The sequence below is a fragment of the Kitasatospora sp. NPDC058032 genome, assembly GCF_042885845.1.
Taxonomy (GTDB): domain Bacteria; phylum Actinomycetota; class Actinomycetes; order Streptomycetales; family Streptomycetaceae; genus Kitasatospora.
In genome coordinates, this window is record NZ_JBHVRK010000042.1 from 1 (window position 1) to 20,947 (window position 20,947).

Below are 20,947 nucleotides of genomic sequence, written 5' to 3' on the forward strand. Positions count from 1 at the left end.
CGAGACCGCTACTGTCCGCGCAAACACCGCAGCGACGTGATCCGACCACAGTGCGTCACCAACGCTACTTGACAACCTCATTGGGAATCAGTGGCTCCCGAACTCGCCGGAGATCACCGGGTACGGGCGAGTACATCGCCGCCACGGACCCCCCAACGCTGGCCCTCAATCCTGGCGGAGCCGTGGCTCTCATATGACCCGACGAAATCAGCACTATCGTGGGCCGCGTGAGTTCTCTCGTCGTGCCGCCCACCCTTCTGCGGTGGGTGGCCGGGATCGATGTCGCTACGGCGGCCGGGTCGGCGGCGGTCGATGTGCCCGACCACGCCACCACACTTCTCGTGCGCACCGACAAGCGCGAGCTGGTCGTCATGGGCCCCCGCACCCGGGCCGCCTATCACGTCGCCGCGCCCGGCCACTCGTGCGTGCGGGTTCGCATGCGGCCGGGGCGCGCCCAGGCCCTGCTCGGACGTTCGCTGAACGGTCTCGCCGACGGTGCCCTTCCGCTCGGCGAACTACCGGGCCTGGACATCGACCGGCTCGCCGCCGACCCGGTCACCGCTCTCGAAGAAGCATTGGCCGACCGCCCGGAGCCGTCGGAGCGGCTCGAAGAGGCGGCGCGTCTACTGGTCGCCACCACTGTCACCGCGACCGCGGCCCGGTTGCACATCAGTGAGCGCCGCCTGCACGCCCTGTTCACCGACGCCACCGGCTTGTCCCCCAAGCACTTCGCACGCATTGACCGCGTTCGCACCGTGCTCGCGGCCGATGCGGGCCGATGGGCGGACATCGCCGCGACGGCCGGCTACTACGACCAGTCCCACATGACGGCCGAGTTCCGCCACTTCATGGGTGTCCCACCGGCCGCGTTCACCGCTGGTCGGCGCCCCGCCGCGACTTTGTGCACTGCCTGAGTTCCAAGACACGGCACAGAAGCAGGTCTCCCGGTGATCACAGGGCGTCGCAACCCCGTGATCATCACGCCCTGCGCCTCGTCATCTCCCGAGGTGCCCCATCGCACCTACCTGCGCAACCTCTGAGCAAGTTGACGGTTGTGCAACTCTTCGCCCGCAGGGCGGACCACCACGCGATCTGACGGGTTGCCGGGCCGACTGTGGTGTCATGGAGGTCTTCCGGCCGCGTCTGCGGCGTACTGTCCTGATCGTCTTGCTGTCCCGCGACGGGTGCGTTCTTCTGCAACACGCCGGCGACGGTGAGCCCTGGCAGCCGAGGCGTGTGGAGGTGCCCGCTGCGGATACCTTCCGGTCGCTTCTGAAGCGGTGGCAGGCGGAGAACCTACCGGCCGGAGTTGCGCGCAGGTATCCGGCGACCGGGCGTTTCGGTACGGAGTCGTCGGCCGTCGGCAAGGTCATGCGGGAGGAGCTCCTCCTGATCCTCCTGAAGCTGGACGTGCCGCGCGATGCCGTGACGTGCCTGCCGTCGACGCGCTGGTGGTCGATCGCCGCATCGGGCACCGCCGCGGTACCGCTCTTCCCCCGGGATCTCGGCGTGCTGATAGAGGGCTACGTCGGCGGTCGGATTCCCGACGGCCCCATCGCCCTCGAAGCGGGAGGTACCGGGTGGCCACCGGAGTCCGGCTCCGCAGACGCCGGCTCGCCTTCACTGCCTTTCGGTCCGGGATCCCGGCGTGCCGCCTTCAGAGCGTCGCCTCTTCTTGCCGCTCCGGTTCGGGGGGTGGCTTTCGGGGCTACTGCCGGGTGGTACTGCGTCCGTGCCGCGCGGCCGCGTCGCGTAGGGCTTTGCGGCCGGGCCACAGCTGGTGGTCGAGTGCGTCCTCCAGACGGGCGAGGGGGCCGATGTCGGTCAGGACCTCGCCGCCGAGGATGCGGGCGATCGCGGAGTGCGCGACGTCGGCACGTTCGCCGAGCGCGCAGGGAGAGCCCTGCGGTGGTCGCGCGCACTGCGGCTGCGGTATCGGCGAACCCGGCATCCAGGCGCCTCGCAGCGTGTGCCTCGTCAACCGGTTCGGGCCGGTGGCACATTGAGGCGTTGAAGCCGCTCATCGTGTGCGGAGCGCCCCGGTTCTGTGCAATCACGAGCCGGCTCGCCGATCGTGATCCTGCACCTACATTGCGTGCCGATGCGGGTGGTGGGCGACCTTCTGGATCCCCTCTCCTGGGCGTCCGGCTTGGGGGTGATGGTGCGGGCTTTGACCTGCACGACCGCGCCGCGCCGCCCGGACAGGAGCAGCCGGTCACCCGGTTCTCGTCGGCCCGAGCCCTTGGTCGCGTGCGCGGCCTGCTGGAAGACGAAGTCGGGCATTCCCAGGTGGCTGCGGCGTGATGAGCTGCGGCCTCCGCGCCGGGGCCTGGGTCGATGTGGGACGGCAGCGGCAGCGCCGGAGGTATGCAGCGCAGGTGCGGCCCCTGGGGTGTGTCCACGACGAGTGTGAGACTGCTCGGGTCGTCGTGTTCGATGAACCGGTGCAGGGCTGAGATGGGCTGTTCGGTCACAAGGGTTCATTGGACGGGCCGGCCGGTCCTTCGCGCGCCGGTTTTTCGCTCGCGGCCGTCAGCGCAGAAGGTCGCCGATCTGCCGGGTGGCGTCCCGGGCCGTGCGGCCGACGCCGATGAGGGTGGCGGACGCCGGTCCGGTCCAGTCGCCGTAGCCGAGCAGGTGCACGCGCGGGTCGGTGGCGGCCCGGGTACCGATGGTGTCGATACGGCCGCGCGCACCCGTGCGCAGGCGGAGCGGGGCGAGGTGGTGGAGGGCGGGCCGGAAGCCGGTGCACCAGATGACGGCGTCTGCGGGCCACACGGTAGCGTCGGCGAAGCGCGGTCCGGCCGCCCTGGACGCGCCGTTCGGGGCCGGTCACTGGTCCGCCCCTGCGACCGGCGGGCAGCCGTTGCGCGGTGCTGTGGGTACGCCCGCGCCCTGCTGCCGGCAGGCACCGGCAGCGGGCGCGGGGGTACCCGCGTGTGTGCGGTCGAGGTGGGTCACCGGGAGGACTCCACGGCCGGGGTGACCCGGGTGGTGAACTTGCGCCGCCAGGCGAGGGAGACGTAGACGAGGCCGATGAGGACCGGGACCTCGATGAGGGGGCCGACGACGCCGGACAGGGCCTGGCCGGAGGTGACGCCGAAGGTGGCGATGGCGACGGCGATGGCGAGTTCGAAGTTGTTGCCCGCGGCCGTGAACGCCAGGGTGGCGGTGCGGTCGTAGGCCATACCCAGCGCCTTGCCGAGGGCGAAGGTGCCGAACCACATCACGGCGAAGTAGACCAGCAGCGGCAGGGCGATGCGGGCGACGTCGCCGGGCTGGTCGGTGATGGTCTTCCCCTGGAGGGCGAAGAGGATCACGATCGTGAACAGCAGCCCGTACAGCGCCCACGGGCCGATCCTCGGCAGGAAGGTCCGCTCGTAGGCCTCGCGGCCCATCTTCTGCTCGCCGAGGCGGCGGGTGCGGAAGCCGGCGAGCAGCGGGATGCCGAGGAAGATCAGCACGTTGACGACGATCTTGCCGACCGAGAAGTGCAGGTCGTCCTGGGCAAGGCCCAGCCAGCCGGGCAGGATGTCGAGGTAGAACCAGCCGAGCAGGCCGAACGCGACGACCTGGAACACCGAGTTGAGGGCGACCAGGACGGCGGCGGCCTCGCGGTCGCCGCAGGCGAGGTCGTTCCAGATGATCACCATGGCGATGCAGCGGGCCAGGCCGACGATGATCAGGCCGGTGCGGTACTCGGGCAGGTCGGGCAGGAAGACCCACGCCAACGCGAACATCACCGCCGGACCGACCAGCCAGTTGATCACCAGCGAGGACGCCATCAACTTCCGGTCGCCGGTGACGGTGTGCAGCCGGTCGTAGCGGACCTTCGCGAGCACCGGGTACATCATGATCAGCAGGCCGCCGGCGATCGGCAGGGACACTCCCCCGACCTCGACCTTCGCGAGGACGTCGTTCAGGCCCGGGATCAGCCGGCCCAGGCCGATGCCCAGGCCCATGGCGATCAGGATCCACATCGCGAGGAACCGGTCCAGGAAGGAGAGCTTGCCGACCAGCCCGGCCCCAGGGGAGTCCGGAGGGGCGTCGGTCTTGGTGGCGGTCACGGGCAGGACCTTTTCGTGTCGGCGCACGCGGTGGCACGGGCGGTGGAGGCGAGGTCGCCGAGGAAGCCGGCGAGGCTGTCCAGGACGTCGGGGCGGAGCTTGTAGTAGGTGAAGCGGCCGCAGGGCTCGGTGTCGACCAGTCCGGCCTCACGCAGGATCTTGAGGTGGTTGGACAGGTTGGTCTGCCGGGCGCCGGTCTCCTCGACCAGGTGCGTGGTGCACAGGGCCTCGCGGGCGAGCAGCGTGAGGATCCGCATCCTCAGCGGGTCGGCGACGGCCTTGAGCACGTCCACCGCGTCTTTTGCATCACTGTCGACTGACATCACCATGCGATGATACGTTAGCCGACGTCGGCGGAAGAGCCAAGCCCGCCACCGCAGAACAGCACTGCACCGGGCCCGCGCCGCCGATGCCGCGGGCCGCGTCCGAAAGCCGGCCGAGCCGATCGGCCGCACTGCGCAGCAACCCCGTCCTGAGGAAGAGCGAGATGACGACCCCCTCCCCTGCCGCGTCCGTCCTGTTCGTCTGCGTGCACAACGCCGGCCGCTCGCAGATGGCCGCGGGCTTCCTGCGCCACCTCGCCGGCGACCGCGTCGAGGTCCGCTCGGCCGGCTCGATCCCGGGCGACCGGATCAACCCCTCGGCCGTGGCCGCGATGGCCGAACTGGGCATCGACATCTCGGACCAGAAGCCGAAGGTGCTCACCACCGAGGCCGTTCAGGCGTCCGACTACGTGATCACCATGGGCTGCGGCGACGCCTGCCCCTACTTCCCCGGCAAGAAGTACCTCGACTGGAAGCTGGAGGACCCCGCCGGCCAGGGCGTCGAGGCCGTGCGCCCCATCCGCGACGAGATCAAGGGCCTCATCGAAGGCCTCATCGCCGAGATCGACGCCAAGCAGCAGACGGAGAGCTGATCACCTACATGAGTACGAACCAGGACGCCGCCACCGAGGTGCGGGAGGTCGTCATCATCGGCTCCGGCCCCGTCGGCTACAGCGCCGCCCTCTGAACCGCCCGTGCCCAGCTCAAGCCGCTGCTGTTCGGCAGCTCCATCTTCGTCAGCGGCTCGCTCACCACCACGACCGAGGTCGAGAACTTCCCCGGCTCTCCCAACGGCATCGACGGCCCGGAGCTGATGGCCAACATGCGGGCCCGGCCGAGCGGTTCGGCACCGCGATGGTCGACGACGACATCCTGTCGGTCGACCTCACCGGCGACATCTAGCTCCTCGGACTTCCCCGGCTTTCCCGTCGGTGTGCCCGGCCCGGAACTCTCCGACGACCTGCGGGCGCAGGCGTACCGCTTCGGCGCCGAACTCGTCAGCGACGACATTCCCGCCGCCGACCTGGCCGGCACCGTCAAGACCGGGGGTGTTCGCCGCCGGGGACGTGGCCGATCCCAGCTATCGGCAGGCGGTCACGGCGGCGGCCGGCGGCTGCCCGGCCGCCCTCGAAGCCGAACGCCACCTCGCCACCCTCCGGAGCGCGAACGAGCGCCAAGCCGACCGGCGCTGCGACGGACGATGGGATGCACCGGCCGCCAGGAACGGGCATCCACAGCGCGCCGACCGCGAAGGTCACGCCGATGCCGCCGAGGACGGCCAGGACCGGACCCGCGCAGCACACCGCGCAGGCCGCTGTCACGGCCGCGCCTGCGCCGAGCGTGGCCCAGAGCCGGGACGGCCGGGGAGCGGAGGAGGTCACGGGGTTGCTCCGAAGAGGTCGGCCAGCATCCCGGCGGCGGACTCAGGGGCCCGCACATCGAGCTGGAGAGCGGTCGGGGTCAGGTGCAGGGTGAAGTCGAGGAACGCGCAGCATCCCTGTTCCGCCGTGGCAAGGGCCGTGATCTCACCGACGAGTTCAGGGTCGGCGGGGAAGGAGAGGCGCAGGCCGTCGGCGATCCCCCCGCGCCGCTCGGCCCGGCCGACCAGCCGTCGCCACTGCTCGGTGCGCTCCCCCAGCTCGGCGCCGCTCAGCGTGCAGGCCACCGGGACGTCCCGCCATGGCTCGCCTTCCCGGTCCGGGCGGGTCGGCGACAGCGTCACCGGCACGGGTCCGGCCGCCGGCGTGCCGGTGGTCGTGCAGCCGCAGTCCGGACCGCACGCCCCGGCGGGCGTCGGGCCCGCCAACTCGGCGTGGACACCGACCAAGTGAGCGGAAAACGCACGCAGCTCGGCGATCCGGCTGTCGGTCACCGTGATCCGCCGGGCGACCAGCGGCAGCATCCTCGCCCGGACCGAGGCGCACACCCCCTCCTCCCGGAGGTCCAGCAGCTCGCGGATCTCCTCCAGGGCCAGGCCCAGCAGCTTGGCCGAGGAGATGAAGGCCAGGCGCTCCACCGCGTCCTCGCCGTACACCCGGTACCCGGACGGCGTGCGGTCGGCGGACAGCAGCCCGGCATCCTCGTAGAAGCGCAGCGTCGTGGCCGGCACGCCGGAGCGCTCGGCCAACTGCGAGATGCGGTACGTCGTCACACCGCCGACGGTAGACCTTCGACCCGACTCGAAGGTCAAGCACCGGCCCGCACCCAAGGCGCGGCCCCACCCCGGTCTCGTGGCGCCGTCAGTCGTGCCGGGCGAGCTTGACCGCGGACACCAGCAGGATCACCGCCAGCGCCGGGATCAGCACCCGGTCCGGGAACACCCCGAGCAGCAGCCCGCCCACCACCGCGCCGGTGATCGAGCCCGCGATCATGACCAGCGTGAAGCGACGGTTGGCGCCCAGCACCGCGAAGCTTCCGTCACGGCTGTACCGGGCGAAGGCCACGAGCATCGTCGGCAGCGACACCAGCAGGGAGAGGCTGCCCGCCGTCCTGATGTCGACCGCGAACAGCAGCACGATCGTCGGGATCAGCAACTCGCCCCCGGCGACGCCCATGACGGCCGCGACCACGCCGATGCCGAATCCGGCCACCACCCCGATCGGCACCTGGGCCCACAGCGGGAGTGCGAGCGTTCCCAGGGTGGCGGTGTGCGTGGCGAGCAGGGCGGCCGCCATGAGCACCATCAGGGCGGCCAGCACCTTGTAGAGGGTGGAGCTGCGCATCCGTACGGCCCAGGTCGCTCCGGCCCAGGCACCGAGCAGGCTTCCGGCGAGCAGATTGACCGCGGCGGGCCAGTGCGCGGCCACGTCGGAGGCGGAGACCGCCGCCAGGCGGGCGGGCAGGGCGATGAGGACGACGACCAGACTCATCGCCTTGTTCAGGATGACCGCGGAGAGCGCGGCGAACCCGAACAGACCTATCAGCAGCGGCAGACGGAACTCCGCGCCGCCGAGTCCGATCATCCCGCCCAGGATCCCGATCGCCGCGCCCGCCCCGAACACCAGGGCTGCCCGATGCTTCGATCGTATGGGAGCCAGGCCCTTCTCCATGGTCACGGCAGGCATCCTCGTGGGTCCCGGCCCCTGCGCGCTACGGCTGAATCCCGGTCGTCCGCCAGGTCGGCGGGCGTCTCCCGTCGCGGGCTGCACACATCGGAAAGCGACAGGATTTCCTGAATTCAGAATTACCTGTATCGTCTTCGACGTGCTGACCCTTGCCTCCGAGGTCGAGGTGCTGGCCCGGTTCGGCCGTGCGCTCGCCGACCCGATCCGCTGCCGCGTCCTGCTCGCCCTGCGCGCCGCCCCCGCCTACCCCTCCGAACTGGCCGAATCCCTCGGCGTCTCCCGGACCCGGCTGTCCAACCACCTGGCGTGTCTCCGTGACTGCGGCCTCGTCGTCACCGTGCCGGACGGCCGCCGCACCCGTTACGAACTCGCCGACCCCCGTCTCGGCCACGCACTGGACGACCTGCGGACCGCGGTCCTCGCCGTGGAGACGGACCGCACCTGCTTGGACGCCGCCGAGAAGGGGTGCTGCTGATGAGCGCCATCTCCCTTGGCCCGACCCCGGCCCGCCGCGACGCGCTCACCAGGCGCATACGCCTGCTGGTCGCCGCCACAATCACCTACAACGCGGTCGAGGCGGTCGTCGCTCTTACGGCCGGTACCGTCGCCTCCTCCACCGCTCTGGTGGGCTTCGGCCTCGACTCCATCATCGAGGTCTCCTCCGCCGCCGCAGTCGCCTGGCAGTTCTCCGCCCGCGACCACGCCGTGCGCGAGTCGCGCGAGAAGACCACCCTGCGGATCATCTCCGTCTCGTTCTTCGCACTCGCCGCCTACGTCACCGCCGACTCGATCCGGGCGCTGAGCGGCACCGGTGAGGCCGAACGCTCCCTCCCCGGCATCGTTCTGGCCGCCCTCTCCCTGGCGATCATGCCGTTCCTGTCCGCCGCCCAGCGCAAGGCCGGCCGCGAACTCGGCTCCGCCAGCGCCGTCGCCGACTCCAAGCAGACCCTGCTCTGCACCTACCTCTCCGCCGTCCTGCTCGTCGGCCTGCTCCTCAACGCCACCCTCGGCTGGTCCTGGGCCGACCCCATCGCCGCCCTCGTCATCGCCGCCATCGCCGTCAAGGAAGGCCGCGACGCCTGGCAAGGCAAGGGCTGCTGCGCGCCCACAGCCGGAACCGCCGTGACTTCGAGCCGGAGCGCCGATTCCTGCGGGTGCCGGCCGGGCTGCGACTGCTGCAACTGAACCGTCGGTGCCCCGGATCGCGAGCCACAACTGACCGCGCTAGGCAGGGATCGACAAGCCCATATGCCCGTGTCCCTTCGAAGGGACACGGGCATACGGAGGTGCGGGCGTTGCTCCAGGTAGAGCCCGGTGAAGATCCCGTCGAAGCCGAGGGCAGTCCGGGCCTCGGTGGTCAGTACACTTAGCGGTCAACGCTCGAAGTCCTTCGGGGGTTGACCCGAGAACAGGGTTTGTGGCGAGACCGGTCCGGGTTGTCCTGGTTGTAGAGCGAGGCCGGCACCAGGGTCGGGCCGCCGTGTCAGCGCCGCCGCTACTGCTTGCCGGGCCCAGTCACTGTTCACCCGAACCCCAGAATTGACAGCACCGCGACTCCTGGCAGCCGTGACGTCACGGAGCTGAGGTGACCGGCGGGTTGTCCAGTTCTTTGATGAGTTGCTGGTAGGTCGCGAAGGCCGGCTTGGGGGTGTAGTCGTCGCGCAGCAGGCCGAAGTGGTGGAAGAGCCCTTCGGCGTTGCTGTCGGCGTCCCGCAGGGCGAAGAGCGAGTAGCCGTCGATGTTCAGGTCGGGGGCGTGGGCGACGACGGTCCGGATGATGGTGTCGAGGAAGGCGGCCTGTCGCTGTTCGGTGCGGCCTGGGCCGGTGGGCCAGCCGTTCTCGCAGATGCGGATCGGGACGGTGCCGGGGATGCCGGCCTGCGGCAGGCTGGTGCCGCGGAACGCCGTGAGGACCGCGGTGACCGCGTCTGCCAGTTGGTCCTCGGGAATGGGGTGGAACACGTCCGGGAAGAAGTCCAGGCCGACGTAGTCCAGGCTCTGCCGGAAGCGCGCGTCGGCCAGGGCGCCGAGGTTGGACCAGAAGGTGTCGGACGGGTCGAAGGTCGGCGCGGCGTTGAAGCCGACGGCCACGCGGTGGCCGAGGGAGCGGGCCTCCTGCTTGGCGGCGATGACACCTTGGACGAGCGCGTTCAGGACGTTGGGGGTGCTGCCGTCGACGGAGGGGAGGTCGAGGTTGGGCTCCTCGCAGATCTGGACGGACGTCAGCTTGCGTCCGCCGGCCCGGACGGCCTGGCGGACGAACTCCGGCCAGCCGTCCAGCACACCGGACGGCTCGCGGAACTGCAGCACGAGGTCCAGGGTGCGCCCGCGCTGGAGGTAGGCGTGCGGATCGGTGGGTGTGGGCTGCGGCGGTGTCACGGTGGCGGCGAACGAGCGGTAGGCGCGCACCGCCAGCGTGGCCGCGTTGCCCTGGAGTTCGTCGAGGGCCTCGTTGATGTGGTCCGGCTCGTCCGGTCGGACCGGATGGATGATGCCCTGGTCGTCACCCAGGATGCCGCCGGGATAGATGCCGAAGGTCATGGTCACGCCGTCGCCCCCAAAAATTCATGGTGTCACACCAAATTTGTGGTGACACTATCATGTGGGCATGGGCCTTCGAGAGATCAAGAAACAGCAGACCCGCACGGCGATCGCCGACGCGGCTCTGCCCCTCTTCCTGGAACACGGCTTCGACCAGGTCACGGTCGCCGAGGTGGCACGGCACGCGGGCGTCTCCACCAACACCGTGTTCAACTACTTCCCCGCCAAGGAAGACCTGTTCTTCGACCGCCAGGCCGAGGTCGAGAACCACCTCGCCACCCTGGTACGCGACCGAACCCCGGGCACCTGCCCCATCGAAGCCGTCCGCGACGACCTGCTCTCCGCCCTACGGCAGGACCACCCCATGCTCGGGCTCCAGCCCGGAGCGCCCCCGTTCTGGCAGGTCATCCAGGACAGCCCGGCCCTACGCGCCCGCGAACGCGAGATCGGCGAACGCATCGAGGCCGCTCTGGCGACCGCTCTGACCGAACATCCGCCGAACGCCGCAGACACACCCGGCGATGCCGGCTACGCGTTGCCCCTGCTCCTCGCGGGCGCCGTCGCCGGAACGCACCGCGCCGCTCTACGCGAGCTCCGACGACGCATCATGTCCGGCGAACCGCCCGCACGCGCCCGCGATGCCGTCGCCTCGGCGGCCCTCCAGGCATTCAACCTGCTCTGCCCCGGACATGACGCAGGTGACGAACGGACGTCGCAGGAGCCACAGCTCCCTCAGCAAGAGCCCCCGAAACGCAGTCCCGCTGACAAAGGCGCTGTCGAATACCCGTGAACAGTTCGACTCGCTCCTCGGCGCCGACTGCCTCCCAAACCCTTGAACATGTGCTGTCCATCTCGGACAGAGCCACCCTGCACGATGACCGCCGAAAACCTGGCTCAGTACTTCCGGCAGCGGGCCGACAGGGCGTCGAGGTCGGTCTGCATGTTGACGGGGAGCTGGTCGGGGACAGATTCTTGAACGAATTCCTGGCCCAGGACACTAGCGGCACCGCGCCTCTGCTAGCCCTAGGGAACGCGACATGCACGAGCCGGGAGCGGTGGCGGCGTCGCACCGAGAGACCTGACTCACCATCAGAAGAGTCAGCAAAGGGTCAGCATTAAGCTGGTCAAACCCTGCGGCAGACAGTGACACGTGAGAATCAGGGCAGCGCTGATTCCGCGCGCTCCTTGAGTCGGGAATCGACGGACCGGTACCTTGCGCCAACGGCTCCAGCCGCCTGAAGTAGCCGACCAGCGGTAGAGCACCGAACGTCATATGCGCCGCGTCTCCGCAGGTCAGCGCACCCGTCCGCGCGCCTTCAGCGGGAGGGCGGGGAGTTCGGGGGCGTGGAGGCGGGCGCCGTCGTAGCCGTGGACCTCGCCGAAGCGGGTGCCCTGCTCCCAGTCGGTGCGGGCCTGGGTGATCTCGTCGCCGGTGCGGCCGATGAAGTTCCACCACATGACGAGTTTTTCGGCGAAGGGTTCGCCGCCGAGGAGGAGGAAAGTGGCGTCGGTGGTGGCATGGAGGGGGAGGGTGCGGCGGCCGGTGCCGAGGTAGAGCATGGCGCCGGGGTCGAGGGGGACGGTGTCGACGTCGAGGGTGCCGGACATGGTGAGGACGGCGTACTCGAAGTCGGGGTCCAGCGGCAGGCGCAGGTCGGTGCCGGCGGTGAGGGTGAGGTCGGCGCCGACGAGGGGGGTGTGGGTGGTGCCCGGGGAGGTGGCGCCGTCGAGGGTGCCGAGGATGACGGTGGCGGACAGGCCCGGGGCGGTGACGGTGGGCAGGTCGGGGTGGTGTTCGAAGGCGGGTTCGCGGTGGCGGTGGGCGTCGGGCAGGGCGACCCAGAGCTGGGCGCCGTGCAGGAAGCGGGCGTGCGGGCGGGGGGACTCCTCGGAGTGGGAGATCGCCCGCCCGGAGGTCATCAGGCCCAGCTCGCGCGGGCGCACGGTCTGCAGGCTGCCGAGGCTGTCGCGGTGCAGGACCTCGCCGGCGTGCAGCCAGCTGACCGTCTGCAGGCCCATGTGCGGGTGCGGGGGCACCTGCATGCCCGGCTCGTCCGCGATGTCGTCCGGACCGTAGTGGTCCACGAAGCACCACGCCCCCACCATCCGCCGACCCAGGTTCGGCAGGAGACGGCGCACGACGGTGCTGCCGCCGAGGGCCGTCTCGCGCGGGGCCAGGAGTTCGTGGACGGGGCCGCCCGGGGTGTCGGCGCGGCCGCCGCGCACGGTCGGGGTGGCGAGGTCGGGTTCAGCCATGGTGGGCCTCGTTTTCCGGAGGGCTAGCCGCGCGGGGCGGCCGGGACGATGGGGGTGCCGGCGGAGACGGCGCGGGTGACCGGGGTCCGTTCGGCGATGTCGAGCAGGCGGGCGCGCTGGGCGTCGTCGAGGTCGCCGACGAGGTCGATCCGCCGGGTGATGCGGACGGCCTTCTCCGGGCCCTTCTCGTAGCCGAGGTGGACGCGCACGGTGGTCAGCGGCCACTGCTTGCGCTGGGCGTACATCCGCAGGGTGATCGCGGTGCAGGAGCCGAGCGCGGAGAGCAGCAGGCCGACCGGGGTGGTGGCGGTGTCGGCGCCGCCGGCCGACTCGGGCTCGTCGGCGGTCAGCCTGTGGCGGCCGGAGCGGATGTCGACGCGGTAGTCGTCGGTGGTGCTGGTGGCGACGGCGGCCGCGGCGCGGACGAAGCCGGTCTCGGTGTCCGGGACTCCCCCGGTGGCCACGGCGGTCACAGGCCGAACCGCTCGTGCTGGGCGGCCGGGACGAGGTCGTGGTACTCCGGGTGCTTGGTCAGCCAGCCGCGGATGAACGGGCAGTACGGGAGAACCGCGAGGTCGTTGGCGCGGGCGTCGTCGAGCGCGGCGCGGGCGAGGATGCCGCCGAGGCCCTGACCGCCGAAACGCGGGTCGATCTCGGTGTGGATGAAGGCGATCTCGCCCGCGTGCCGGTGATACTCGGCGAAGCCGGCGAGTTCGCCGTCGGAGGTGATCTCGTAGCGGGACTTCTCGGGGTTGTCGGTGACGGTGGTCGTCGTCATCGCGGCCTCCTACGGCTTCGGAGCTTGGCGTCAGAAGTAATTTAGCATTCAACTAAAGGGCGATCAAGGCCGCCCGGCGCGAACCGGGCGGTCGGGGGAAGCCCGAGGGGGACGTCGGGAGGGGACGTCAGGAGAGTGTGATCGGCGGGGGCAGGGGGTGGCAGCCGTCCCAGGAGGCGATCTGGCCGGGCGGGCAGGAGGCCGGGCGAGTCGGCAAGGTGGGTACCGGGCGTGGCGGTACGGTCCACTCCCCCGGGCCGGGGCCCTCGGGCGGGTCGGCGGTCGGCTTGGGCGCCGGCTTGGGGGCCGCAGGCGAGGCGACCGGCGGGGCGGCAGGCGGCTCGACCGGCGGGGGCGCGGGCGCCGCGGGGGGTGCGGGGGGCGCGGGCGCCGCGGGGGGTGCGGTCGGGGCCGCCTTCGGAGGGGCGGTCGGGCGCGGGGACGCCGGGGCCGGCTGAGCCGGTGGGGCGGTCGGGCGCGAGGCGGGTCGGACGGGCGTCGGCTCGGCGGCCGGCGGGGCCGCCGGCTCGGCCTCGGCCGGCGGATCCGGGATCACCGGAGCGGCCGGAACAGCCGGAGCGGAGGGGGTGTCGGACGGCGGGGCTTCGGACGGCGAGGTCTCGGACGGGGCCGGCGCCGCCGCCGTCGGGGACGTCGACACGGTCGGCGGGGCGGTCGGCGAGCCCGTCGGTGACGGCTGCGTGGCGTCCGCCCCGCTCATCGCCCAGCCACCCGCGCCCACCAGCGCCAGCGTGCACACCCCTGCCGCGACGCCGGCGGCGATGCGGCGGCGCCGGGCCGTGGCTCTCCCGTCCGGGTTCTGCGATTGATCGTGCGACTGCTCCTGCGGCTGTTCCTGCTTCCGTAGCTGGTCTTCCTGCACCGTGCCTCGCCCTGTTCGATCTTCGTTCGGAATGCGCGGATGCTAGCAGCGCAAACCACCGCTTCCCCACCGACGGCCGCCCGCTGCAGACGGCAGACGGCAGACGGGGGCCGACGGCGCTGAGCGACCACCCGGGTCGCCCAGCCGCCCGCCCCCGGCCGCCAGGTGCTACCGCTCGGCCAGTGCCCGCGCCCGGACCGCGCGGCGCAGCGTGTCCAGCTGGTCCACCAGGCCGCGCCGGGTCGCCGTCGTGAGGTCCGGGTCGGCCAGGCAGGCCTCGGCCGCCCGCGCCGTCCGTTCGGTCGCGGCGAAGGCGGGGAATCCGGCCCGGGTGAGCACCCGGGCGAGCGCCGGTCCGCGGCGGCCGGACGCCGGTCCCAGCTCCTTGAAGTAGCGCACGGTCAGCTCCTCCAGCAGCTCGGCCTGCTCGGGCTGCCACAGGCCGTCGGCGGTGGCGGTGGCCAGGTAGTTGGAGAGCTCGCCGTGGAACAGCGCCTGCCAGGCGGCCTCCTTGGCCTCCGGGTCGGGCAGCGCGGCGCGGCAGCGGGCGGCGCCCTCCTCGCTGGTGTCGCTGGGGTCGGCGGCGAACTCGGCGGCGATCTCCGGCTCGCCCGCCGCACCGAGCACGCACAGTCGCAGCAGCAGCCGCCAGCGCAGGTCCGGGTCGAGTGCCGGCCCGCCGGGCACCGTGCCGGCCGCCAGCCAGTCGCGCAGTTCGGCGACCTGCGACTCGTCGGCGGCGGTGGCGATCACGCCGCGCGCGGCCACCAGGCGCAGACCGGTGCGGTCCGGCTCGCCCTCGGTGCGCCGCAGCAGGGTGCGGCAGACCCGGGCCAGCCCGGCCAGTGCCGCCGGGCGGTCGGCCGGCGACACCGCGCAGTCCACCACGAACCCGTGGGCGAAGGAGAGCACCGCGTCCACCAGGTGCACGGAGGTCTCGCCGGGCAGGTGGTCGGCGACCAGCTCCAGGTACTCGCCGGGCGCCAGCTCCCCGTCGCGCACCTGGTCGCGGGCGGCGCTCCAGAGCACCGCGCGGGCCAGCTCCTCGGGCACGGCGCCGAGCGAGGAGCGCACGGTCCGCCAGGAGTCGGGATCGAGGCGGATCTTGACGAAGCTGAGGTCGGTGTCGTTGAGCAGGGTCAGCTCGGCGGCGGCCACCGGCTGCGGCACGGCGCCGTCCGCCGACAGGTCGAGCGGCACCCGGTCGGCCAGTTCCAGGGTGCCGTCGGCGGTGCGGCGGTAGTGGCCCACGGTCAGCTGGTGCGGGCGCGGGACTCCGTCGGCGCCGGTGTGCTCGATGCGGCCGTCGGCCACCCGCAGGGTGTCCACGCCGGTGGTGCGCAGCCAGCGGTCGGCCCAGCCGTGGACGTCGCGGCCGCTGGCCGCCGTCAGCGCCCGGAGCAGGTCGTCGAGGGTGGCGTTGCCGAAGGCGTGCGCGTCGAAGTGGTCGTTGACTCCGGCCAGGAAGGTCTCCTCGCCGAGCCAGGCCACCAGCTGGCGCAGCGCGGCGGCGCCCTTGGCGTAGGAGATGCCGTCGAAGTTCTGCAGCGCCTGGGCGGTGTCCTCCACCGTGGTGGGTGCCACCGGGTGGGTGGAGGGGCGCTGGTCGGCGTCGTAGCCCCAGGTCTTGCGGTTGGCGGCGAAGCCGGTCCAGGCGGCGCCGAAGCGCGTGGAGGCGGCGGTGACGCTGTAGGCCATGTACTCGGCGAAGGACTCGTTCAGCCAGAGGTCGTCCCACCACTTCATGGTGACCAGGTCGCCGAACCACATGTGCGCCATCTCGTGGATCACCACCAGGGCGCGCTCCTCGCGCTTGGTGTCGTCGACGGCGGAGCGGAAGACGTACTCGTCGCGCAGGGTGACGCAGCCGGGGTTCTCCATCGCGCCGGCGTTGAACTCCGGGACGAAGCACTGGTCGTAGCTGTCGAAGGGGTAGCGGTGCCGGAAGGCCCGGTGGTAGTGGTCGAAGCCCTGCCGGGTGATCTCCAGCAGCTCGGGGGCGTCGGCGTCCAGGTGGGCGGCGAGCGAGCGGCGGCAGTGCAGGCCGAGCGGGATCCCGTCGTGCTCGGCGCGCACCGAGTGCAGCGGGCCGGCCACCACGGAGACCAGGTAGCTGCTGATCGGCGGGGTGGGCGCGAACTCCCAGCGGCCGGGCGCGACCTGGTCGGACACGCCGTTGCCGACCACGGTCCACGGCTGCGGCGCGGTGACGGACACCGTGTACCGCGCCTTGAGGTCGGGCTGGTCGAAGGAGGCGAACACCCGCGGGCCGTCGTCGAGGAAGGACTGGGTGTAGACGTAGTCCTCGCCGTCGGCGGGGTCGGTGTAACGGTGCATGCCCTCGCCGGTGTGCGAGTAGGCCATGTCGGCCTCGACGGTGAGTTCGTTCTCGGCCGCCAGGCCGGTCAGCGGGAAGCGCCCGGCCCGCAGCGCGGCGACGTCGAGCTCACGACCGTTCAGCACGACCCGGTGGAGCACGGACGGCTTGACGTCCACATGGGTCCCGGCGCCCGGGGCGGTGCAGCCGAAGCGGATCACCGTGGTCGAGCCGAACACCTCCCGACCGCGGGTCAGGTCGAGGTCGACGTGGACCGTGCGGACGTCGAGCAGCTGGTGGCGTTCGACGGCCTCGGCCCGGGTGAGTACTGAGGTATCAGACATATCGAGCATGTTGCTCCCTCCGGCGGCGAACGACACCTGGTTTTCCGTTCCGGGCGCACCGCGGTGCTCAGCGGCGCGGCGGGCTACTCGGCGGCGCGGCGGGCCGCCTTGACGCGCTCGGCCAGTTCGGCGGCCGGGATGCGGCGGGGCGTGCTGCCGTGGCGGGCGGCCAGCGCGTCGGCGGGGTCCGGCGAGGTCTCCGCGAGGTCGAGCACCAGCATGCTGTGCCCCTCGTCCACCTCCTCGCTGAGCACGATCAGCCCGGCGCCGCCCTCGTGGTCGCGCCAGGTCTCGGCGGCGTTGCCGATCACCGTCCCGGCGGCCCAGCCCAGCAGGACGCCGATCGGGCCGCCGAGCAGTCCGGCGAGGCCGCCGACCACGCCCGCGCCCACGGTCGGCGCGCCCGCGCCGCGCACCTGGCTGGCGGGGAAGTCCAGGGTGCCGTCGGCCAGGCGCTCGACGATCGCGGACTGGCGCAGGCCCGGCAGGTGGGCGGCCTCGTCGAAGGCGGCCCGGCAGGCGGCGTGGTCGGTGAAGTCGAGCAGCAGGACGTGGTGGTTCTCGCTCATGGTCGCGACGGCTCCTCGCTCGGCGGTCGGTGGGTCGGTCGGTCGGTCGGTGCCGGGGCGCGGCGGCGCGGCACGGGACCAGTCCAGCATCGTCCACTGCCGGGTCGCCCGCCCTGTGCTGGTGCACCGTCCGTGGTTGTCCCGGCCCCGCCCGACGCGTCCCGGTCGGGTGGCCGGCGCGGTGGCCGGCGCGGTGGCCGGCGCGGTGGCCGGCGCGGTGGCGGGCTCAGTCGGCGGCGAAGGTGCGGCGCACGTTCCCCTTGGTGTCCGCCAGCAGGTAGCCGCTGTTGTGGTACTCGTCGGAGAGGTAGACCCGGATGCTCGCCACACCGTCGCCCGGGAAGGTGTCGATGACCAGGTAGCGGCTGGTCGGGTCCTTCACGTTGAGGGTGTCGTTGGCCTTCTTCAGCAGGGCGGGGACGACGTCCCAGTCGTACTGCGCGAGGTCCACCGGCTTGTCCTTGCCCATCGGCCCGCCGGTGCGCTTGGTGACCTTGCCGTCCCGGTAGTCGTACCAGTCGTAGTTACGACCGTCGGCGGTCGGCACCTGGGCGTTGGCGTAGCCCGGGTAGACGTTGAGCGCCTTGACCTTCGTACCGCCGCTCTGCCCGGTGATCGCCGCGACGACGGTTCGGACGCCGTCCGGGGTCATCAGGTCCTTGGAGGTGTTCGCCGACGGCTTGGCGGCCGGGGTGGCGGAGGTGGTGCCCGCCGCGGGCGGCGTGAGGGAGGGCGGGACGGCCGGGCCGGTGAACGCGGTGGTGTCCCCCGGGACCGCCGGGGAGCCGGCCGCACCGGCGGAGGCCGACGACCCGCTCGGGGCGCCGTCCGTGCCGGCCGTGCCGCCGGTCCCGTCGGGGCGCAGCGTCCAGGCGAGCACACCCGCCAGGGCGACCCCGGTGACGGCGAGGGTGACGGCGGCGCCGGTCCGGCGGCGTCTCGGCGGAGGCGGCATCGCGGCCGGGCCGGTCGGGCCGAGGTACTGGGTCCCGGTCCCGTCGGCGGTCCCGCCCCCGCCGGGCGCGGGGAGGTACGCCGTGCCCGACGGGCCGGCGTACTGGCCCGGGTACGGTCCGGCACCGGCGCCCGTCTCGGCCGCCGCGAGCGCCTGGTCGAGCTGCGCGGCGTCCGGCCGCACCGCCGGGTCACGGGCCAGCAGCGCGGCCAGCACCGGCCCCAGCGGCCCGCAGTGGGTCGGCGGCGGCAGCGGCTCGTCGAGCACGGCGGCGAGCGTGGCCAGCGAGGTGGACCGGCGCAGCGGGTGGTGGCCCTCGACCGCGACGTACAGCAGCATGCCGAGCGACCACAGGTCGGAGGACGGGTTGCCCTCCTCGCCGCGGATCCGCTCCGGCGCGATGTACTCGGGCGAGCCGATCAGCGCACCGGTGGCGGTGAGCGCGGTGGCGTCCTGCATCGCGGCGATGCCGAAGTCGGTGAGGACGGGGGTGCCGTCGGCGCGCAGCAGCACATTGGCGGGCTTGACGTCGCGGTGCTGGATGCCGGCCGCGTGCGCGGCGCGCAGCGCGGCCAGCACGCCGCGGCCGATCCGGGCGGCCTCGGGGACGGTGAGCGGGCCGCGGGCGATCCGGTCGGCGAGACTGCCGCCGGTGGCCAGCTCCATGACCAGCCACGGGTGGGGGTGGCCGGGCGTGTCGACGATGTGGTGGATCACCGCGACGTTGGGGTGCTGGAGGCGGGCGAGCGCCCGGGCCTCGCGCAGCACGCGCTCGCGCAGTTCGTGGGCGGCGGCGGGGTCGGCCGCGGCCATGGCCGGGTCCGGCGGGCGGACCTCCTTGAGCGCGACCTCGCGGTGCAGCATGGTGTCGCGGGCGCGCCAGACCAGGCCCATGCCTCCGCCGCCGAGTCGTTCCAGCAGTTCGAAGCGGTTGTCGACGAGCCGCGTCTCCGGCGCCCCAGTGTTCATGCCGGACATCGTAGGGGCCGCCATGGACAGCGGCGGCGGCCACCCGGGCGGCCCGGCGCTCCGTGGACGCGCCGTCCGCGCCCGAGTCGGCGTCACGGCGGGCAAGGGGGGGCAGGGCGTGCCCGCCCTCCCCGGTCCCACGCCGCGGGGCGGCGCGCGGGGTCCGTCGTCGGACTCCCGCCTGCCGGGCATCCGGGGGTGGGGGTTCCGGGCCGGGTGCGGGCGGGTAGGGGCCGCAGGGGCACCGGGGCGGCGAGCGGCGGACGGAGGTGACCCGGTTGGGTCGGGACGCGGCGGGTGGCGGCGCGGCGGGTGGCGGGGTACGGCCGGCCGGGCCCGGGGACGCCGACGAGTTGTTGCGGCTGCGGGTCGCGGTGCTGGACGGCGGACCGCTCGACGAGGCGTGGCGCACCACCTTCCGCGAGGACATGCGCGCCCGGCTGGGCCGCGACCCGGACCTGCTCGCCTACGTGGTGCCGGCCGACGGCGGCGGACTGGCCGCCTGCGCGATCGGCATCGTCTACCGCGGCTACCGGGGCCCGACCCACCCGATGGGGCGGTGGGGGCGGATCCACACGGTGGTCACCGACCCGGCGCACCGGCGGCGCGGGCACGCCCGGGCCGTGACGGCGGCGCTGGTCGAGGCGCTCGGGGCGTGCGGCTGCGGGTCCATCGAACTGCGGGCCACCGAGGCCGGGGCGCCGCTGTACCGGACGCTCGGCTTCGGGCCGGTGGACGGGTACATGCGGCTGGACCTCGGTGCCACACGACCACCGCCCGGCGGCCACTGACGCGCCGCCGGCCCGTGGGCCCACCCGTCCCGTCGAAGGAGGCCTCCAGGTGGAACGTTCGTCCCGCCCCTCACCGCTCACCGCCGAACCCGCCGCAGCCGAACCCGCCGTCAACGTGCCCGCCGTCAACGTGCCCGCCACCGCCGAGCATGCCGCCGCCGCGCTCGTCGCCGCCGTGCTCATCACGGACGCGCTCGGCCGGGTCCTGCTGCTGCGCCGCCCGGACGGCGGCTGGGAGCTGCCGTCCGCCCCCGTCCGCCCGGCCGAGACGCCGGCCGCGGCGGCCGTTCGCACGCTGGCCGAGGTCTGCGGGGTGACCGCCGAGGCAGTGCAGCCGGCCGGGGTGTTCGAGGACGGGCCCGACGACGGCGGGCCCCACCCGGCGCGGCGGCAGGTGTTCGCGCTGTCGGCAAGCGCGCCCGGCGCGTTGCACCGGCTCGTGCTCCCCCGGCACACCACGCACGCCTGGTTCTTCACGGACAACCTGCCCGGTGTCTCCCCCGCCACCGTCCGGTTCCTGCGGGCGCACGCTCCGGCCCGCCCGCACCTGCCGCGCCCCCAATGGCTGGCCACGACGCCGCGCGCGTGGCTGTGCACGGCCGCCGTGGTGACCGCGCCGGACGGCCGGCTGCTGATGGTGATGCCGCGGGTCCGGGAGCCGGACCCGCGGCCGGACGCCGGACGGTGGAACTTCCCGGGCGGTGTGCTCGACGCCCATGAGGACTCGCCGACCGGGGCGGCCCGTGAACTGCGGGAGGAGACCGGACTCGACCGGCCGCCCGGACCGCTGCTCGCGGTGGTCTGGCAGCATCCGGCCCCGGGCGCGGACCACCCCATCGTGCAGTTCTTCCACGATTTCGGGACCGCCGACCCCGCGGCGGTCCGGCTGCACTGCCCGGACGGGGAGATCACCGACTGGGCCTGGTTCCACCCGGGCGAGGACCTGGACGCCGCGGCCGGTCCGGCCCGGGGGTACGCGGCGCGGCAGGCGCTGGCGGCCCGCGCGGCCGGGCGCGCCGTCACCGCGAGCTACCCGCCCGGGCTCGGGTCTGTCGTCCGCGCTCCCGGCTGGTCGGGCGGGTAGCGTCA

At 72.9% G+C, this 20,947-nt stretch carries 21 protein-coding genes and 2 pseudogenes; 9 read left to right on the plus strand and 14 right to left on the minus strand.

The genetic code is table 11. From position 1 onward, the window contains the following. Positions 1-266: 266 nt before the first annotated feature. Positions 267-914 carry a helix-turn-helix domain-containing protein gene (locus ACFVUH_RS35560; RefSeq protein ID WP_387917678.1) on the plus strand — a complete coding sequence of 216 codons (648 nt, stop codon included), beginning with the start codon at positions 267-269 and terminating at the stop codon, positions 912-914. Between the two features lie 794 nt (positions 915-1,708). Here the strand turns inward: ACFVUH_RS35560 and ACFVUH_RS35565 are convergent. The 5 genes and pseudogenes from ACFVUH_RS35565 to ACFVUH_RS35585 all read right to left on the minus strand — a co-directional run bounded on the left by ACFVUH_RS35565 (position 1,709) and on the right by ACFVUH_RS35585 (position 4,396). After that, positions 1,709-1,951 carry a hypothetical protein gene (locus ACFVUH_RS35565; protein ID WP_387917680.1) on the minus strand — a complete coding sequence of 81 codons (243 nt, stop codon included), beginning with the start codon at positions 1,949-1,951 and terminating at the stop codon, positions 1,709-1,711. 26 nt (positions 1,952-1,977) lie between these two features. Next, positions 1,978-2,283, minus strand: a complete 306-nt coding sequence (locus tag ACFVUH_RS35570; protein ID WP_387917682.1) for a hypothetical protein — start codon at positions 2,281-2,283, stop codon at positions 1,978-1,980. Between the two features lie 249 nt (positions 2,284-2,532). Further along, positions 2,533-2,802 (minus strand): annotated as a pseudogene (locus ACFVUH_RS35575) (pyridine nucleotide-disulfide oxidoreductase); the annotation flags it as partial. A 155-nt stretch (positions 2,803-2,957) separates the two neighbouring features. Continuing rightward, positions 2,958-4,067: an ACR3 family arsenite efflux transporter gene (arsB, locus tag ACFVUH_RS35580; RefSeq protein ID WP_387917683.1), complete on the minus strand. Its 1,110-nt coding sequence runs from the start codon at positions 4,065-4,067 to the stop codon at positions 2,958-2,960. Then, the gene (locus ACFVUH_RS35585; RefSeq protein WP_387917685.1) at positions 4,064-4,396 is read right to left on the minus strand and encodes an ArsR/SmtB family transcription factor; all 333 of its coding nucleotides are present in this window, start codon (positions 4,394-4,396) and stop codon (positions 4,064-4,066) included. The genes arsB and ACFVUH_RS35585 overlap by 4 nt, the downstream gene beginning before the upstream one ends. A gap of 158 nt (positions 4,397-4,554) precedes the next feature. On the opposite strand from ACFVUH_RS35585, the gene ACFVUH_RS35590 reads away from it, so the two are divergent. Further along, on the plus strand, positions 4,555-4,983 hold the full coding sequence (locus ACFVUH_RS35590) for an arsenate reductase ArsC (protein ID WP_355359447.1): 429 nt from the start codon (positions 4,555-4,557) through the stop codon (positions 4,981-4,983). Positions 4,984-4,991: 8 nt separating this feature from the next. Next, a pseudogene (locus tag ACFVUH_RS35595) lies at positions 4,992-5,290 on the plus strand (NAD(P)/FAD-dependent oxidoreductase); the annotation flags it as partial. A 478-nt stretch (positions 5,291-5,768) separates the two neighbouring features. Here the strand turns inward: ACFVUH_RS35595 and ACFVUH_RS35600 are convergent. Further along, positions 5,769-6,542, minus strand: coding sequence for a heavy metal-responsive transcriptional regulator (locus tag ACFVUH_RS35600; RefSeq protein WP_387917687.1), 774 nt, complete (start codon positions 6,540-6,542; stop codon positions 5,769-5,771). A gap of 88 nt (positions 6,543-6,630) precedes the next feature. After that, positions 6,631-7,440 (minus strand): sulfite exporter TauE/SafE family protein, encoded by an 810-nt coding sequence (locus ACFVUH_RS35605; protein ID WP_387917733.1) that lies wholly within the window; start codon positions 7,438-7,440, stop codon positions 6,631-6,633. Positions 7,441-7,594: 154 nt separating this feature from the next. Between ACFVUH_RS35605 and ACFVUH_RS35610 the strand changes: the two genes are divergently transcribed. Continuing rightward, positions 7,595-7,930: an ArsR/SmtB family transcription factor gene (locus ACFVUH_RS35610; RefSeq protein WP_387917688.1), complete on the plus strand. Its 336-nt coding sequence runs from the start codon at positions 7,595-7,597 to the stop codon at positions 7,928-7,930. After that, positions 7,930-8,640: a cation transporter gene (locus tag ACFVUH_RS35615; RefSeq protein ID WP_387917690.1), complete on the plus strand. Its 711-nt coding sequence runs from the start codon at positions 7,930-7,932 to the stop codon at positions 8,638-8,640. The genes ACFVUH_RS35610 and ACFVUH_RS35615 overlap by 1 nt, the downstream gene beginning before the upstream one ends. A gap of 387 nt (positions 8,641-9,027) precedes the next feature. Here the strand turns inward: ACFVUH_RS35615 and ACFVUH_RS35620 are convergent, their stop codons facing one another. After that, complete coding sequence (locus tag ACFVUH_RS35620) at positions 9,028-9,996, minus strand: hypothetical protein (RefSeq protein WP_387917734.1); 969 nt, start codon at positions 9,994-9,996, stop codon at positions 9,028-9,030. Positions 9,997-10,063: 67 nt separating this feature from the next. Here ACFVUH_RS35620 and ACFVUH_RS35625 point away from each other — a divergent pair, with 67 nt between their 5' ends. Then, a complete protein-coding gene (locus tag ACFVUH_RS35625) occupies positions 10,064-10,786 on the plus strand; it encodes a TetR/AcrR family transcriptional regulator (protein ID WP_387917691.1) in 723 nt (240 codons plus the stop codon). Positions 10,787-11,289: 503 nt separating this feature from the next. Here ACFVUH_RS35625 and ACFVUH_RS35630 read toward each other — a convergent pair. The 3 genes from ACFVUH_RS35630 to ACFVUH_RS35640 are packed head-to-tail and all read right to left on the minus strand — an operon-like array spanning position 11,290 to position 13,030. Then, positions 11,290-12,252 carry a pirin family protein gene (locus ACFVUH_RS35630; RefSeq protein WP_387917693.1) on the minus strand — a complete coding sequence of 321 codons (963 nt, stop codon included), beginning with the start codon at positions 12,250-12,252 and terminating at the stop codon, positions 11,290-11,292. A 23-nt stretch (positions 12,253-12,275) separates the two neighbouring features. Further along, on the minus strand, positions 12,276-12,725 hold the full coding sequence (locus tag ACFVUH_RS35635; RefSeq protein WP_387917695.1) for an OsmC family protein: 450 nt from the start codon (positions 12,723-12,725) through the stop codon (positions 12,276-12,278). Continuing rightward, positions 12,722-13,030: a GNAT family N-acetyltransferase gene (locus tag ACFVUH_RS35640; protein ID WP_387917696.1), complete on the minus strand. Its 309-nt coding sequence runs from the start codon at positions 13,028-13,030 to the stop codon at positions 12,722-12,724. The genes ACFVUH_RS35635 and ACFVUH_RS35640 overlap by 4 nt, the downstream gene beginning before the upstream one ends. 587 nt (positions 13,031-13,617) lie before the next feature. Here ACFVUH_RS35640 and ACFVUH_RS35645 point away from each other — a divergent pair. Next, a complete protein-coding gene (locus tag ACFVUH_RS35645) occupies positions 13,618-13,860 on the plus strand; it encodes a hypothetical protein (protein WP_387917697.1) in 243 nt (80 codons plus the stop codon). Between the two features lie 221 nt (positions 13,861-14,081). On the opposite strand, the gene pepN is transcribed toward ACFVUH_RS35645, so the two are convergent. The 3 genes from pepN to ACFVUH_RS35660 all read right to left on the minus strand — a co-directional run bounded on the left by pepN (position 14,082) and on the right by ACFVUH_RS35660 (position 19,067). After that, positions 14,082-16,574: an aminopeptidase N gene (pepN, locus tag ACFVUH_RS35650; RefSeq protein ID WP_387917699.1), complete on the minus strand. Its 2,493-nt coding sequence runs from the start codon at positions 16,572-16,574 to the stop codon at positions 14,082-14,084. An 83-nt stretch (positions 16,575-16,657) separates the two neighbouring features. Beyond that, complete coding sequence (locus ACFVUH_RS35655; protein WP_380682288.1) at positions 16,658-17,143, minus strand: histidine kinase; 486 nt, start codon at positions 17,141-17,143, stop codon at positions 16,658-16,660. 226 nt (positions 17,144-17,369) lie between these two features. Next, positions 17,370-19,067, minus strand: a complete 1,698-nt coding sequence (locus ACFVUH_RS35660; protein WP_387917700.1) for a serine/threonine-protein kinase — start codon at positions 19,065-19,067, stop codon at positions 17,370-17,372. A gap of 278 nt (positions 19,068-19,345) precedes the next feature. On the opposite strand from ACFVUH_RS35660, the gene ACFVUH_RS35665 reads away from it, so the two are divergent. Both ACFVUH_RS35665 and ACFVUH_RS35670 read left to right on the plus strand, forming a co-directional pair. After that, positions 19,346-19,858 carry a GNAT family N-acetyltransferase gene (locus ACFVUH_RS35665; RefSeq protein ID WP_387917701.1) on the plus strand — a complete coding sequence of 171 codons (513 nt, stop codon included), beginning with the start codon at positions 19,346-19,348 and terminating at the stop codon, positions 19,856-19,858. A gap of 49 nt (positions 19,859-19,907) precedes the next feature. Next, a complete protein-coding gene (locus tag ACFVUH_RS35670) occupies positions 19,908-20,942 on the plus strand; it encodes an NUDIX hydrolase (protein ID WP_387917702.1) in 1,035 nt (344 codons plus the stop codon). Positions 20,943-20,947 lie beyond the last annotated feature (5 nt).